This is a genomic window from Streptomyces xanthophaeus, assembly GCF_030440515.1.
In the GTDB taxonomy this organism is placed as follows: Bacteria; Actinomycetota; Actinomycetes; order Streptomycetales; family Streptomycetaceae; genus Streptomyces; species Streptomyces kutzneri.
This window is the reverse complement of record NZ_CP076543.1, coordinates 4,915,743-4,930,254: the sequence shown is the minus strand read 5'-3', so window position 1 is coordinate 4,930,254 and position 14,512 is coordinate 4,915,743. Positions and strand designations below refer to the sequence as shown.

Here is a 14,512-nt window from a genome sequence, read left to right as displayed (position 1 = left end):
GCTGCCCTAGAGAGTCCCCATGCGCACCGCTCACCGCTTCACCGCCACCGCCGCCCTCGCCTGCGCCGCCGCCCTCGGCCTGACCGGATGCTTCGCGTCCGGCCCGTTCGCGGACCTGTCCGGCTCCGAGGTGGCGGACAAGTCCGTGGACGCCCTGCGCGGCGCCGCCTCGCTCACCGTCAGCGGCAAGATCTGGGACGAGGGCAAGCCGATGGAGCTGAACATGGCCGTCAGCAAGGCCGGCGACTGCCGGGGCACGATCGCCGGCCAGGACGGTTCCTTCGAGCTGATCCGCAACGCCGAGTTCGTGTTCATCAAGGCGGACGAGCCCTTCTACCGCTCGCAGACGAAGGACCTGCCCAAGGCGGAGGCGGACGAGGCGGTCAAGCAGCTGGCGGGCCACTGGCTGAAGTCGAAGACCTCGGACGCCGACGCCAAGGAGCTCGCCTCCCTGTGCGACCTGGACGAGCTGCTCAAGGAGTTCGACGACAGCAAGGGCGCGGAGAAGGGCAAGGTCACCTCGGTCGGCGGCCAGAAGGCCCTCACCCTGACCACGAAGACCGACGAGGGCACCGAGATCCTGCAGGTGGCCACCGAGGGCACGCCGTACCTGCTCAAGGCGGGCGTCACCGGCAAGGAGCCGGCCGAGATCTCCTTCTCGGGCTTCGACAAGCCGGTCCAGGCCGAGGTCCCGGCCGGCGAGGACGTCATAGACCCCGACAAGCTGGGCTGACCCGCGCACGCGGAAACGGCCGTGGCCGGGGACCTGTGAGGTCCCCGGCCACGGCCGTTCACGTTCTCACCGCCGCCGCTACGGCCGCTACGAGCCGAGGATGGTGGTGAGGAACTCCCCCGTCCAGGCCAGCAGTTCCCTCCCGACCACCGGCTTCCCGCCGATCTTCCCCGCCTTCGGGCGCGGGACCAGCACCTGCGAGGTGGCGGGCTTGAGCACCGTCCCCGGATAGAGCCGCTTGAGCCGCAGCTCCTGCGACTCGCGCAGCTCCACCGGCCCGAACCGGATGTTGTTGCCCTGGAGGGTGATGTCCCCGACCCCGCAGGCCCGGGCCAGCATCCGCAGCCCGGCCACCAGCAGCAGGTTCTCCACCGGCTCCGGCAGCTTGCCGTAGCGGTCGGTGAGTTCCTCGCGCACGGCCTTGATGTCCGCCTCGGAGTTGGCGGAGGCGATGGACCGGTACGCCTGCAGGCGCAGCCGCTCGCCCGGCGCGTAGTCGTGCGGGACGTGCGCGTCGACCGGCAGCTCGATCTTGACCTCCAGCGGCGGCTCCTCCTCCACCTGGCCCTCGACCGCGGCCCGGTAGTCGGCCACGGCCTCGCCGACCATCCGGATGTAGAGGTCGAAGCCGACGCCCGCGATGTGACCGGACTGCTCGCCGCCGAGCAGATTGCCCGCGCCGCGGATCTCCAGGTCCTTCATCGCCACGTACATGCCGGCGCCCATCTCGGCGTGCTGGGCGATCGTCGCGAGCCGCTCGTGCGCGGTCTCGGTCAGCGGCTTCTCCGGCGGGTACAGGAAGTACGCGTACCCCCGCTCGCGGCCGCGCCCGACACGTCCGCGCAGCTGGTGCAGCTGGCTCAGACCGAAGTTGTCGCCGCGCTCCACGATCAGGGTGTTGGCGTTGGAGATGTCGATGCCCGACTCGACGATCGTGGTCGAGACGAGCACGTCGAACTTCTTCTCCCAGAAGTCGACGACGACCTGCTCCAGCGCCTGCTCCGACATCTGGCCGTGGGCCGTCGCGATCCGCGCCTCGGGCACGATCTCGCGCAGCTTGGCGGCCGCCCGGTCGATGGACTCGACCCGGTTGTGGATGTAGAAGCACTGGCCCTCGCGCAGCAGCTCGCGGCGGATGGCCGCGCCGATCTGCTTCTCCTCGTACGGGCCGACGAAGGTCAGGACCGGGTGCCGCTCCTCCGGCGGGGTGGTGATCGTCGACATCTCGCGGATGCCGGTCACCGCCATCTCCAGGGTGCGCGGGATCGGGGTCGCGGACATGGTGAGCACGTCCACGTTGGCGCGGAGCTTCTTCAGCTGCTCCTTGTGCTCCACGCCGAAGCGCTGCTCCTCGTCGACGATGACCAGGCCGAGGTCCTTGAACCGGGTCTCCTGCGAGAACAGGCGGTGGGTGCCGATGACCACGTCCACCGAGCCCTCGTGGAGGCCCTCCAGGGTGGCCTTGGACTCGCTCTCGCTCTGGAAGCGCGAGAGCGCCTTCACCTTGACGGGGAACTGGCTGTAGCGCTCGGAGAAGGTGCCGAAGTGCTGCTGCACGAGGAGGGTCGTCGGGACGAGGACGGCGACCTGCTTGCCGTCCTGGACCGCCTTGAATGCCGCTCTCACAGCAATTTCGGTCTTGCCGTAGCCGACGTCGCCGCAGATCAGCCGGTCCATCGGGACCGACTTCTCCATGTCCTCCTTGACCTCGGCGATGGTGGTGAGCTGGTCGGGCGTCTCCGCGTACGGGAAGGCGTCCTCCAGCTCGCGCTGCCAGGGGGTGTCCGGCCCGAAGGTGTGGCCGGGGGCCGCCATGCGCGCGCTGTAGAGCTTGATGAGGTCGGCGGCGATCTCCTTGACCGCCTTCTTCGCGCGCGCCTTGGTCTTGGTCCAGTCGGCGCCGCCGAGCCGGTGCAGGGTCGGGGCCTCGCCGCCGACGTACTTGGTGACCTGCTCCAGCTGGTCGGTGGGGATGTAGAGACGGTCGCCGGGCTGCCCGCGCTTGGCCGGCGCGTACTCCACCAGCAGGTACTCGCGGGTGGCGCCCTGCACCGTGCGCTGGACCATCTCGACGTAGCGGCCCACGCCGTGCTGCTCGTGGACGATGTAGTCGCCGGCCTCCAGGGTCAGCGGGTCGATGGTCTTGCGGCGCCGGGTCGGCATCCGGCCGAGGTCCTTGGTGGCGGTGCGCTGTCCGGTCAGGTCGGTCTCGGTGAGGACGGCCAGGCGCAGCACCGGGTCGACGAAGCCGTTGTCGATCGAGCCGCAGGCGACGTGGACCAGGCTCGGTTCCAGGGCGCGCAGTTCCGGCTCCAGCCGGGCCGCGATGCCCTCGCTGCCGAGCACCTCGACGGTGCGGGCGGCCGGGCCGTGGCCCTCGGTGAGGTAGACGGTGTGCCAGCCGTCGGCGATCCAGCCCTTGGTGTCGGCCAGCGCCCGGGCGGTGTCGCCGCGGTACGCCTCCGGGGCGTGCATGCCGAGCTTGAGGGTGTCGCTGCCGCCCGCGGTCTCGTCCGCGGCGAAGGGGGACACCGACCACCACATCATGTCCAGCTCGCGGGCCCGGTCGCGGACGTCGGCGATCCCGCGCAGGGAGGCCGCGCCGACGTCGATGGGGGCCTCGCCGCCGCCCGCGGTGGCCGCCCAGGAGGCCATCAGGAACTCCTGGCTCGTCGCCACGAGGTCGGCGGCCCGGGTCCGGACCCGCTCGGGGTCGCAGACCACGGCCATCGACCCGGCGGGCAGCACGTCGATCAGCAGTTCCATCTCGTCGACGAGGACCGGGGCGAGGGACTCCATGCCCTCCACGGCGATCCCCTCGGCGATCTTGTGCAGCAGCTCGCCGAGCTCGGGGTGGGCCTCGGCGAGGGCCGCGGCCCGCTCCCGTACCGCGTCGGTCAGCAGCAGCTCGCGGCAGGGCGGGGCCCACAGTCCGTGCTCGGCGATCTCCAGGGAGCGCTGGTCGGCGACCTTGAAGTAGCGGATCTCCTCCACCTCGTCGCCCCAGAACTCGATGCGCAGCGGGTGTTCCTCGGTGGGCGGGAACACGTCGAGGATGCCGCCGCGCACGGCGAACTCCCCGCGCTTCTCGACGAGCTCGACCCGCGCGTACGCCGCGGCGGCCAGCGCCTCGGTGATCTCGCCGAGGTCTGCGCCGCCACCTTGCCGCAGGCTGACCGGGACCAGCTCCCCGAGCCCCTTGACCTGCGGCTGGAGTACGGACCGGATGGGCGCCACGAGGACGCTCACCGGGCCTGCCGCCGGGTCGTCCTTGCTCGGGTGCACCAGGCGGCGCAGGACGGCGAGCCGGCGGCCCATGGTGTCGCTGCGCGGGCTGAGGCGCTCGTGCGGGAGCGTCTCCCAGGACGGGTAGTCCACCACCTCGTCGGGCGGCAGCAGGGAGCGCAGCGCGGCGGCCAGGTCCTCGGCCTCGCGCCCGGTGGCGGTGACCGCCAGCACGGTCCGCCCGGTCTGCCGGGCCAGCGCGGCAATCGCGAAGGGCCGCGCGGCGGCGGGGCCGACCAGGTCCACGTGCATGCGCTTGCCGTCCCCGGCCGCGGTGACCGCCTCGGCGAGGGCGGCATCACGGGTGACGGCGTCGAGCAGTCCGTGCAGGCTCATGAAAGAGGCTTTCCGTCCGGTGAAGGTCTGAAGGTCTGAAAGTGTGCGGTGCGGGTGCGAGGGCAACGCGAAGGGCCCGACACGTCGCACGGGCCGGGGGTTCCCACCCTACGACGACGCCCCTCGCGCCGCTTTACGATGTTCCTGTTCTGACTGTCCGAGCTCGCCGTGTCGTCTTCCGCCGGGGAGACACTGCCTCCGGAGGAGCACGAGTCCGTGACGAGCGATGCGATAGCCCGCCCGGCGCCGGTGGTGCCGGCATCCGCGAAGCCGGACCGGTACGCCTGGGCGCCGCCCTGGCTGGTGGCCGCCGCTCTGTTCCTCGTCTACCTCGTGCTGTCCGTCGGGCGGTTCCGGCGGATGGACTGGGCCTCCTGGGACCTGGGGATCTTCGAGCAGGCGATCCGCGCGTACGCGCACCTCCAGGAGCCCGTCGCCGACCTGAAGGGGCCGGGGGCCAACATCCTCGGGGACCACTTCAGCCCGATCATCGCGCTCGTCGCCCCCGTGTACCGGGTCTTCCCCGGGCCCGTCACCCTGCTGGTCGTGCAGTCGGCGCTGTTCGCGCTGTCCGCCGTGCCCGTCACCCGGGCGGGCGTACGGTTCCTCGGCCGGGCCCGCGGGATCGCCGTCGGAATCGCGTACGGGCTCTCCTGGGGCATCCAGCGGGCCGTCGAGTTCGACTTCCACGAGATCGCCTTCGCCGTGCCCCTGCTGGCCTTCGCCCTGGAGGCGGTGCTCGCCCGGCGCTGGCGCGCCGCCCTGCTGTGGGGGCTGCCGCTGGTCCTCGTCAAGGAGGACCTCGGCTTCACGCTCGCCGCGCTGGCCGTGGTGGTGGCCTGGCGGGCCCGCGACGGCAACCGGCGGATCGCCGTGGCCGCGCTCGGCGTCGCCGCCGCGGCCTGTGTCTTCGCCGTCCTGGTGTTCACCGTCCTCATACCGGCCTTCGCCACCGCGGGATACGGCTACTGGGACAAGATCGACGGGGCGGGTCCGTTCGCCGGCATCGGCACCAAGCTCACCACCCTGGCGTGGGTGCTGATCCCCACCTCCGGGCTGCTCGCGCTGCGCTCGCCGCTGCTCCTGGTGGCCGCGCCCACCCTCGGCTGGCGGTTCCTGTCCGGGGACGACCACTACTGGTCCACCGACTGGCACTACAGCGCCGTCCTGATGCCCGTCGTGGCCCTCGCCCTGGTCGACGCCGTCGACACCGTCCGGCGGAGCGAGCGGCCCTGGCTGCGCTCGTACGCGCTGCAGCTGCCGACCGCCGTCCTGGCCGCCGCCCTCGCCCTGAGCGCGACCGCCATGCCGACGTCGAAGCTCGCGGAGGCCCGTACGTACGAGAAGCCCGAGCGGGTCACCGCGATCGAGCGGCTCCTGGACCGGATCCCCGACGGGGCGACCGTGGAGGCGGACACCACCCCGCTGACCCGGCTGACCTCCCGCTGCCGCGTGCTGTGGATCGGCGGCAGCAAGGGCGTGGTCCCGGACTGGATCACCATCGACAACTCCTCCAAGTGGGCCGGCGAGGACCCGACCGGCTACGCCCGCCAGCTCCACCCCGACGAGCGGTTCACCCTGGTGGGCGAGGCCGCCGGCATCGTCCTGATGCAGCGGCAGTGACGGGAGAGCCGGCCCGGAAAAACGACGCCGGTCCGGGACCCTGAGGTCCCGGACCGGCATTCCCCCGAACGAACGCGGGCCGGTTACTCGCTCGCGATCGCGTTCAGTACGTTCATCCGCCCTGCCCGGAAGGCCGGGACCAGTGCGGCGAACAGGCCTACGAAGGCCGAGGCGGCGAACACCCCGAGGATCGTCGGCCACGGGATCTCCAGCACCTTCAGGCCCTGGAGCGCCAGCAGCTGCTGCGCGCCGATCCCCCAGCCCATGCCCAGCCCGAGGCCGAGCAGGGCGCCGAAGAGGGCGATGACCACCGACTCCAGGCGGATCATGCGGCGCAGCTGGCGGCGGGAGAGGCCGATGGCGCGCATCAGGCCGATCTCGCGGGTCCGCTCGACCACCGAGAGGGCCAGGGTGTTCACGACGCCCAGGACCGCGACGACGATCGCGAGGCCGAGGAGCCCGTAGACCATGTTCAGCAGCTGGCCGACCTGGTCCTTCAGGGCCTGCTTGTAGTCGGTCTGGTTGCGCACCTTGTACTGCGGGTACTCGGCCATCGCCGCCTTGACCGACTCGTACGCGGTGGCGTCGGACCGACCGTCCTGCGCGCTGGCCAGCAGCATGAAGGGCAGCGGCAGCTTGTCGGCCGGGACGTTGGCCCGGGCCACCTCGGTGCTGATGTACTTCATGGTCTTGTCGATGTTGCCCTCGTCGCTGGTGATCGCGGCGACCTTCAGCTTGACCGTGCTGCCGCCGGTGAAGGCGACCGCCAGCTCGTCGCCGACCTTGACGCCGTGCTTGGTGGCGTACTCGGAGCCGACCGACATCGCGTTCGCCCCGTACGCGGCGGCGTGCTCGCCGGCGACCATCTTGCGCCGGATGTCCTTGGCGTACGTCGGGTCGGTGGCGCCGAGTCCCACCTCCTCGGAGGTGCCGTCGGGGGCGGTGACCTTGGCCGGCACCTCGCGGTAGGCGGTGACGTGGTCGAGGCCCTTGGTGGCGCGCAGGGCCTGCTCGGCCTGCGGCAGCACGGGCTGGCCGGTCTCGGAGTTGACGATGTAGTCCGCGCCGACCGACTTGTCGAGCTCCTCGGTCGCGGAAGCCACCATCGAGGAGCCGACCACCGACAGGCAGGCGACCAGCGCGAGGCCGATCATCAGCGCGGCGGCGGTGGCACCGGTGCGGCGCGGGTTGCGCAGGGCGTTGCGCTCGGCGAGCCGGCCCACGGACCCGAAGGGCCGCAGCACGACGCCGGAGAGCACCCGCACCACGCCCGCGGCGAGCAGCGGGCCGATCACGATGAAGCCGATGAGGCTGAAGACGACGCCCAGGCCCAGCCAGAGCGATCCGGGTCCGGCCTCCTCGGCGGCGGTGGCGAGGTAGAGCGCCGCACCGCCGATGCCGGTGAGGACCAGGCCGAGGACGGCGCGGACGACGCCGGCCTTCTTGTCGCCCGGGGTGCCGGACTCGCGCAGCGCGGCCATCGGGGAGACCTTGCCGGCCCGGCGGGCCGGGATGAAGGCGGAGACGACGGTGACCTTGATGCCGAGGTAGAGGCCGATGACCGGGGTGGTCCAGGCGATCGTCAGGTCGTCGGTGGACAGGTGCATGCCCATGGAGCCCATGAGCTGCATCAGGCCGATGGCGAGGCCGATGCCGGCGCCGATGCCCAGGAGCGAGCCGACGATGCCGAGGAGGAAGGCCTCGAAGACCACGGACTTGAGGATCTGCCCGCTGTCGGCGCCGATGGCGCGCATCAGGCCGATCTCACGGGTGCGCTGGGCCACCAGCATCGAGAAGGTGTTGAAGATCAGGAAGATGCCGACGAGGAAGGCGATCCCGGCGAAGCCGAGCATCACGTACTTCATGACCTTGAGGAAGGAGCCGACGTCCTGGCGGTTGGCGTCCGCGGCCTCCTTGGCGGTCTGCAGCTTGTACGTGTCCGCGCCGACGGCGGCAGCGACGTTCCGCTTGAGCTGCTCGTCGCTCACCCCGTCCTTGGCGGTGACGTTGACGTGGGTGAAGGAGCCGGGGGAACCGAGCAGCGCCTGCTGCGCGGTGGCCGTGTCGAAGTAGACGACGGCCGCGCCCGGGTTGGTCACGGTGAAGGTGGCGATACCGGTGATCCTGGCGCGGATGTCGCCGGTGATGGTGATCGTGCGCAGTTCGTCGCCGAGCTTCAGGTGGTGCTTCTCGGCGGTGTCGGCGTCGACCATCATCTCGGTCGGGCCGCGCGGAGCGTTGCCCGAGGTGATCTTCATGGACTTGAGCTCGTTGTCGTTCCAGCTGCCCGCGATGGTCGGGGCGCCGGTGGTCGAGCCCAGGTTCTCGTTCTTGGTGTTGACGACCGTGACGGACATCGAGACGACGCCGCCCTCGGCGCTCTTGACGCCCTCGGCCTTGCGCACCTGCTCGACGGCCGAGCCCGCCAGGACCTCGGGGCGGCCGCGCTGCGAGGTCTCCTCCCCCTCCTCGGCCTCCTTCGGGGTGACGGTCACATCGGAGTTGGTGACGGCGAACAGCTTGTCGAACGTGGTGTTCATGGTGTCGGTGAACACCAGGGTGCCGCAGACGAAGGCGACGGAGAGCATGACCGCGACGGCGGAGAGCGCCATCCGTCCCTTGTGGGCGACGAAGTTGCGCCGCGAGGTCTTCAGGACGGTGTTGCTCATGAGGTCCGCCCGCGCGCGTCGAAGTCCTTCATGCGGTCCAGGACCTGGTCGGCGGTGGGACCGTACATCTCGTCGACGATCTTGCCGTCGGCCAGGAAGATGACGCGGTCCGCGTAGGAGGCCGCCACCGGATCGTGCGTGACCATGACAATCGTCTGGCCGAGCTCGTCCACCGAGCGGCGCAGGAAGCCGAGGACCTCGGCGCCCGCCCTGGAGTCCAGGTTTCCGGTCGGCTCGTCGCCGAAGATGATCTGCGGGCGGGCGGCGAGGGCGCGGGCGACCGCCACGCGCTGCTGCTGGCCGCCGGAGAGCTCGGTCGGACGGTGCTTGAGCCGGCCGGCGAGGCCCACCGTCTCCACGACCCGGTTCAGCCACTCCGCGTCGGGCTTGCGGCCCGCGATGTCCATGGGGAGCGTGATGTTCTCCAGGGCGTTGAGCGTGGGCAGCAGGTTGAAGGCCTGGAAGATGAAGCCGATCCGGTCGCGGCGCAGCTGCGTGAGCTTCTTGTCCTTCAGCCCGGTGATCTCGGTGTCGTCCAGGTGGATCTGGCCGCTGGTCACCGTGTCGAGACCGGCGAGGCAGTGCATCAGCGTGGACTTGCCGGAGCCGGAAGGGCCCATGATCGCGGTGAACTGGCCGCTCATGATGTCCACGTCGACGTCGTCGAGGGCGACGACACGCGTCTCCCCGGAACCGTAGGCCTTGACGACCTTGCGCGCCCGGGCCGCGACGGCTGCATGCCCTCCAGTACCCCCGTGCCTGGTTTCGGTCATAGCCGTTGTCACGGTCTTTCTCCCTCTTCGAATGCGTGCGTGTGCGTGCGTGCATGTGCGTGCGTGTGCACGCGCCTGCGTACGTCTGCGTCGGTGTGCGGCGGTGCGCCCGTCGCCGTCATGAAGTCTCCGCCGGGCGGAGGCGCGGCGCGCTGGTGCCCATCGCCGTATCCGCCCGGGGGTTAACCCCACCCCCCGGCCTGCTGTGGTGCGTAGGTTCCAGTCAAGGAGACGCCCGGGCCGCTCACCTCCTCCGCCGGGAGGAACGACCCCTGGCCCGTTGTGCGGAGGGACCCCTAGGGGATCTGCATCCTTCGGCGTACGAACCCTGGGGGATACCGCCCGCCACCCGGCGGTGAGATGGTGTTCCCCGCAGTTACGTGCAGGGGGAAGGAATCTCGGTGGCATCGGCGGAGAGCACCGGCGCGAGCCCGGACGGCACACCCTCGGGGCCCGCGGCCGATACCACCGGGGCCGGGGTTCCGGCCGAGCACGCGCCCGGCGGCGCGCCCGCGGCGCGGCCGGCCGCACGACCGCCGGCCCCGGTGGTCGCCTCGCTGATGCTCGGCATGGCCCTCGTCGCCCTGGACAGCACCATCGTGGCCACCGCCGTCCCGCAGATCGTGGGCGAACTCGGCGGATTCTCCGTCTTCTCCTGGCTCTTCTCCGGCTACCTGCTCGCGGTGACCGTCACCCTGCCCGTCTACGGGAAGCTGTCCGACACCTTCGGCCGCAAGCCCGTCCTGCTCTTCGGCATCGGCCTCTTCCTCGTCGGTTCGCTGCTGTGCGCGTCCGCCTGGAACATGGCCGCCCTCATCGCCTTCCGCATCGTCCAGGGCCTGGGCGGCGGCGCCCTCCAGGGCACGATCCAGACCCTGGCCGCCGACCTCTACCCGCTCAGGGAGCGGCCCCGGATCCAGGCCCGGATGTCCAGCGTCTGGGCCACCTCGGCCGTGGCCGGCCCGGCGCTCGGCGGGCTCCTCGCCTCGTACGCGCACTGGCGCTGGATCTTCCTGATCAACCTGCCGCTGGCCGGGCTCGCCCTGTGGATGATCGCCCGTCACCTGACCGAGCCCGTCCGGTCGCCCGGGCGCCGGGGACCGGTCGACTGGGCGGGGGCGCTCGCCGTCTTCGCCTGCGGCGGACTGCTGCTCTTCGCGCTCGTCCAGGGCGGGGTCGCCTGGCCCTGGCTGTCCGCGCCCTCGCTCGGGCTGCTGGGCGCGAGCGCGCTGCTGGCCGTCGTCGTGGTCCGGGTGGAACGCCGGGCCGAGGAACCGATCCTGCCCGGCTGGGTCTGGCGCCGGCGCACCATCGCCGCCGTCAACCTGGCCATGGGGGCGCTCGGCCTGCTGATGGTCGCCCCCATGGTGTTCATGCCGACCTACGCGCAGTCCGTGCTGGGCCTCGGCCCCGTCGGAGCCGGCCTGGTCATGTCGGTGATGACCCTGAGCTGGCCCGTCACCGCCGCCTGCAGCCAGCACGTCTACCGGCGCATCGGCTTCCGCAACACCGCGGCCGTCGGGATCGCGCTCGCCGCGGTGATCCTGTTCTCCTTCACCCTGCTGCCCTACCCCGCCCGGCCCTGGCAGCCCGCACTGATCATGCTGCTGCTGGGCGGCGCCCTCGGCCTCTTCCAGCTCCCGCTGATCGTCGGCGTCCAGTCCACCGTGGGCTGGGCCGAGCGCGGGACGACGACGGCCTCGGTGCTGTTCTGCCGGCAGGTCGGCCAGAGCGTCGGCGCCGCCCTGCTGGCCGCCGTCGCCAACGCCACCATCGCCGCACGCCTGGCGGACGCCCCCGTATCCGGCCTACCGGAACACCTGGACGACGTGGCGAAGGCACTGGACCGGCCGGAGCTGCTGCCCGCTGCCGCCGCCGGCTACCTGCGCGAGGCCGTGGCCGCCGCCGTCGAGCACATCTTCCTCGGCGCGACGGCGGCCGCCGTGGCCGCGCTGCTGGTCCTGCTGCTGGTGGCACCGCGCCGGTTCCCCGTCCTGCCGGAACTGCGCGAGCAGCACGAGGAGTAGACCGTCTACGGAAAGTCGCCTTGTCATGGCCGGGCCATTGAGTGACCCTCGTGCCAGGACCGTTTCCGGGGGGACGACGACATGACATCCGCACTCTGCGCACTCGCGTTACTGGCCGCGCTGGCCGGCCCGATCTGCCTGCGGCTCCGCCGCAGCCCGGGCTTCATCACCGGCCGCGACGGCCGCCTCTCCACCTCGACGGCGCTCGCCCTCGCCTGGACGGTGATCCTGGTCTGGCTGCTGCTGGCGATCCTCGGCTACGGGCTCACCGCGGGCGGCGGCATCGCGTACTTCCGGGGCACCGACGGCCCGCTGTCCACCCTGACGACGGTGTACCTGCCACTGCTCGGCGGCCCGTACGTGGCGCTGATCGCCGCGAAGGCGGTCGTCGGCCTGCGCGTGGAACACGGCAGCATGGCCAAGCCCGCCGCGAAGCCGACGGTGTCGGGCCGGCGACCGCTGCGGGAGCTGATCGCGAACGACAGCGGGCGCACCGACCTCGTGGACCTCCAGTACGTCGCCCTCAGCGCGGTCACCATGCTGTACGTGGTGCTGTTCTACCTCGCGGACGTGGGTGGCGGACTCCCGCGCCTGCCCGCCGAGATGTGGGCCCTGACGGGCGCCCCGGCGGGCGCGTACCTGGTCAACAAGATGGCCGTCCGCGCCAACCCGGTGATCACGCACGTCGCGCTGGAAGACGGCCGCCTGACGGTCGAAGGCGGCGGTTTCGCCCCGGACCCGGCCGGCCCGCCGACCCTCCTCACCGTCGACGGCGCCCCCGTCCCGGCACAGGCCGACCCCTTGACGGGCGCCCTGACCGCCACCCTCCCGGCCCCGGGGACACCCCCGTTCACGGTGGTCGTCACGGCACGCGGCCTGCGCAGCGACCCGTACCGCTACGCGCCCCTCGCGAAGCCCGCCGTCCCCGCCCAGCAGCAGCCGCAGCCGCAGCCGGCGGGCTGACCCGTGCCGTCCCTGCTGAAGCCGTCCTGGCGCGCACCCTGGCGGATGTGGCTCCAGCCCGCGCACGCACGCGAGCGGCACGCCGAGATCCCCACGGTCCACGGCCACTACACGCTGTTCCGGGAACCCGGACCGCGACCGGCCGCCGACGCCAAGGCCGAGGCGTGGGAGCGCTGGCAGTTCCTCCTCGGCGAGGAAACCGTCCTGGAGATCGACGACGCCGCGCTGCCGTGGCAGGGCATCCGCAAGCGGCTGCGCCACGGCGTCCAAGGCCGCCTCGACGGCGTGCCGTTCACGGCGCAGGCCGCGGGCAGGTCACTGCGGCCCAGTCGCCGCGGCATCCGCTTCCGCCTCGACGACGGACGGACCCTGTCGTTCACCGCGCACCGCTTCCACCAGCGCCTCGTCCGCGAGGCGGGCGGCGAGCAGGAGGTGCGCGCACGGACCCGCGCCGGCGGCTGGGAGACGGACCGGCTGGACCGGGGCGAGCTGGCCCTCCTGTGCCTCGTCACCGTCTCGGGCCTGGACCAGCTCCTCAGGTCTCCGCTCCAGGAGGTCTTCTAGTCGCCTAGTCGCCCTTGTGGCGGGCGTAGTACCGGGCCACCCGGGCCCGGTTGCCGCAGACCGACGCCACGCACCAGCGGCGCCGGGGGTGCGCCGGCAGGAAGAGCAGTACGCAGTCGTGGGCCTCGCACGCGCGCACCTGCGCCACCCGGGGGTCCGTCAGCAGCTCCGCGACCGCCTCGGCCAGCTCCGCCGCGAGTCGCCGGGCCGAATCCGCGGGCCGGTGCGCGCCGGCGGCGATCCCGCCCGCCTCCGTCCAGGCCAGCACGCGGTGCGAGGGCGCCGCGGCCAGGGCCTCGTTCAGCGTGGTGAGCGCCTCGGCCGGGGGGCGCTCACCGCGCCGCACGGCGTCGAGTGCCGGGCGCGCGGCCTCCCGTACGGCCCGTACGGCGGCCACCTCGCCCTCGCCCACGACGTCGACGGGGGTCAGCCGCCCGGCCTGCGCGGCCAGCCAGGCCGAGAGCCCCGCCGGGTCCGCGACGAGGTCGCCCGGCGCGGGCTCGGTGTTGAGGAGGTCCAGCGCGAGGGGCTCACCGGTGAGCGGGAAGGTCACTGTCACGCGACTAATGCTACTGCAATCACTTGACCCATTAGCGATCACCGGCAAGACTAATGGAAACAAGGACGCAGGAGGCATGTGATGACCGCTCGCCGCACCATTCCCACCATCCGGCACCGCACCGTCGACGTGGACGGAGTCCGCGTCGCCTACCGCGAGAGCGGCCCCGCCGACGGCCCCGCACTGCTGCTCCTGCACGGCTTCCCCACCGCCTCACACCAGTTCGCCCGCCTGATGGACGCCCTCGGCGACACCCCGTACCGCCTGATCGCCCCCGACTACCCCGGCTTCGGCCGTACCGATGCCCCGGCCGGATTCACGTACAGCTTCGACCGGCTCGCCGACGTCGTGGAGGGCTTCACCGACGCCCTCGGACTGGACCGCTTCGCCCTGTACGTCTTCGACTTCGGCGCCCCGGTCGGGCTGCGGCTCGCCACGCGCCGGCCGGAGCGGGTGACCGGCCTGATCGTCCAGAACGGCAACGCCTACGAGGAAGGCCTCTCGGACGCGGCCCGCGAGTTCGCCGGACTCCGCCGGGAGGTCCCCGGCAACGAGGAGCGCGTCCGAGGGCTCTTCACCCTGGAGGGCACCCACTTCCAGTACGAGACCGGCGTCGCCGACACCGGCCTCCTCTCCCCCGACAGCTGGACCCTCGACGTGCACCACCTCGGCCTGCCGGGCCGCGCCGACGCCCAGGCCGACCTCGCCTTCGACTACGCCTCGAACTTCGCCCACTACCCCGCCTGGCAGGCCTGGCTGCGCGCCGCCCGGATCCCGGTGCTCGTCGTGTGGGGTGCGGGCGACCCCTTCTTCACCCCGGAGGGCGCGAAGGCCTACCTCCGTGACGCCCCGGAAGCCGAGGTGCACGTCTTCGAGGGCGCGGGCCACTTCGCCCTGGAGACCCATCTCCCGCAGATCGCCCCGCTGATCGAGGAGTTCCTCGCCGAACTCCCGTGACGCGACGGGGCTTTACAGATCGC

General features: G+C 72.0%; 10 protein-coding genes. 6 read left to right on the top strand and 4 right to left on the bottom strand.

The window, feature by feature from the left end; all coding sequences use genetic code 11:
• Positions 1 to 19: 19 nt before the first annotated feature.
• Positions 20 to 733, top strand: coding sequence for a hypothetical protein (locus KO717_RS21915; RefSeq protein ID WP_301370486.1), 714 nt, complete (start codon positions 20 to 22; stop codon positions 731 to 733).
• A gap of 87 nt (positions 734 to 820) precedes the next feature.
• Here KO717_RS21915 and mfd read toward each other — a convergent pair whose 3' ends face one another.
• On the bottom strand, positions 821 to 4,354 hold the full coding sequence (mfd, locus tag KO717_RS21910) for a transcription-repair coupling factor (RefSeq protein ID WP_301370484.1): 3,534 nt from the start codon (positions 4,352 to 4,354) through the stop codon (positions 821 to 823).
• A 216-nt stretch (positions 4,355 to 4,570) separates the two neighbouring features.
• Between mfd and KO717_RS21905 the strand changes: the two genes are divergently transcribed.
• Positions 4,571 to 5,977 carry a DUF2079 domain-containing protein gene (locus tag KO717_RS21905; protein WP_437184549.1) on the top strand — a complete coding sequence of 469 codons (1,407 nt, stop codon included), beginning with the start codon at positions 4,571 to 4,573 and terminating at the stop codon, positions 5,975 to 5,977.
• An 83-nt stretch (positions 5,978 to 6,060) separates the two neighbouring features.
• On the opposite strand, the gene KO717_RS21900 is transcribed toward KO717_RS21905, so the two are convergent.
• Together KO717_RS21900 and KO717_RS21895 are read right to left on the bottom strand one after the other, a co-directional pair.
• The gene (locus KO717_RS21900; protein WP_301370482.1) at positions 6,061 to 8,646 is read right to left on the bottom strand and encodes an ABC transporter permease; all 2,586 of its coding nucleotides are present in this window, start codon (positions 8,644 to 8,646) and stop codon (positions 6,061 to 6,063) included.
• Positions 8,643 to 9,419, bottom strand: coding sequence for an ABC transporter ATP-binding protein (locus KO717_RS21895; RefSeq protein ID WP_382549434.1), 777 nt, complete (start codon positions 9,417 to 9,419; stop codon positions 8,643 to 8,645). Before KO717_RS21895 ends, KO717_RS21900 begins: the two co-directional genes overlap by 4 nt.
• Before the next feature lie 560 nt (positions 9,420 to 9,979).
• Here KO717_RS21895 and KO717_RS21890 point away from each other — a divergent pair.
• From KO717_RS21890 to KO717_RS21880, 3 genes are all read left to right on the top strand, one after another.
• Positions 9,980 to 11,446: an MFS transporter gene (locus KO717_RS21890; protein WP_437184650.1), complete on the top strand. Its 1,467-nt coding sequence runs from the start codon at positions 9,980 to 9,982 to the stop codon at positions 11,444 to 11,446.
• An 81-nt stretch (positions 11,447 to 11,527) separates the two neighbouring features.
• Positions 11,528 to 12,409 (top strand): hypothetical protein, encoded by an 882-nt coding sequence (locus tag KO717_RS21885; RefSeq protein WP_301370478.1) that lies wholly within the window; start codon positions 11,528 to 11,530, stop codon positions 12,407 to 12,409.
• A 3-nt stretch (positions 12,410 to 12,412) separates the two neighbouring features.
• Entirely contained in the window at positions 12,413 to 12,973 is a 561-nt protein-coding gene (locus tag KO717_RS21880) for a hypothetical protein (RefSeq protein ID WP_301370476.1), read from the top strand.
• 4 nt (positions 12,974 to 12,977) lie between these two features.
• Here the strand turns inward: KO717_RS21880 and KO717_RS21875 are convergent, their stop codons facing one another.
• Positions 12,978 to 13,532 (bottom strand): CGNR zinc finger domain-containing protein, encoded by a 555-nt coding sequence (locus KO717_RS21875; RefSeq protein ID WP_301370474.1) that lies wholly within the window; start codon positions 13,530 to 13,532, stop codon positions 12,978 to 12,980.
• An 81-nt stretch (positions 13,533 to 13,613) separates the two neighbouring features.
• Between KO717_RS21875 and KO717_RS21870 the strand changes: the two genes are divergently transcribed.
• The gene (locus KO717_RS21870; protein WP_301370472.1) at positions 13,614 to 14,489 is read left to right on the top strand and encodes an alpha/beta fold hydrolase; all 876 of its coding nucleotides are present in this window, start codon (positions 13,614 to 13,616) and stop codon (positions 14,487 to 14,489) included.
• Positions 14,490 to 14,512: the final 23 nt, after the last annotated feature.

Excerpts from the sequence above, each read along its gene's own strand:
- KO717_RS21915 (WP_301370486.1), top strand. The coding sequence starts at position 20 with ATGCGCACCGCTCACCGCTTCACCGCCACCGCCGCCCTCGCCTGCGCC.
- mfd (WP_301370484.1), bottom strand. The coding sequence starts at position 4,354 with ATGAGCCTGCACGGACTGCTCGACGCCGTCACCCGTGATGCCGCCCTC.
- KO717_RS21900 (WP_301370482.1), bottom strand. The coding sequence starts at position 8,646 with ATGAGCAACACCGTCCTGAAGACCTCGCGGCGCAACTTCGTCGCCCAC.
- KO717_RS21895 (WP_382549434.1), bottom strand. The coding sequence starts at position 9,419 with ATGACCGAAACCAGGCACGGGGGTACTGGAGGGCATGCAGCCGTCGCG.
- KO717_RS21890 (WP_437184650.1), top strand. The coding sequence starts at position 9,980 with ATGCTCGGCATGGCCCTCGTCGCCCTGGACAGCACCATCGTGGCCACC.
- KO717_RS21885 (WP_301370478.1), top strand. The coding sequence starts at position 11,528 with ATGACATCCGCACTCTGCGCACTCGCGTTACTGGCCGCGCTGGCCGGC.
- KO717_RS21870 (WP_301370472.1), top strand. The coding sequence starts at position 13,614 with ATGACCGCTCGCCGCACCATTCCCACCATCCGGCACCGCACCGTCGAC.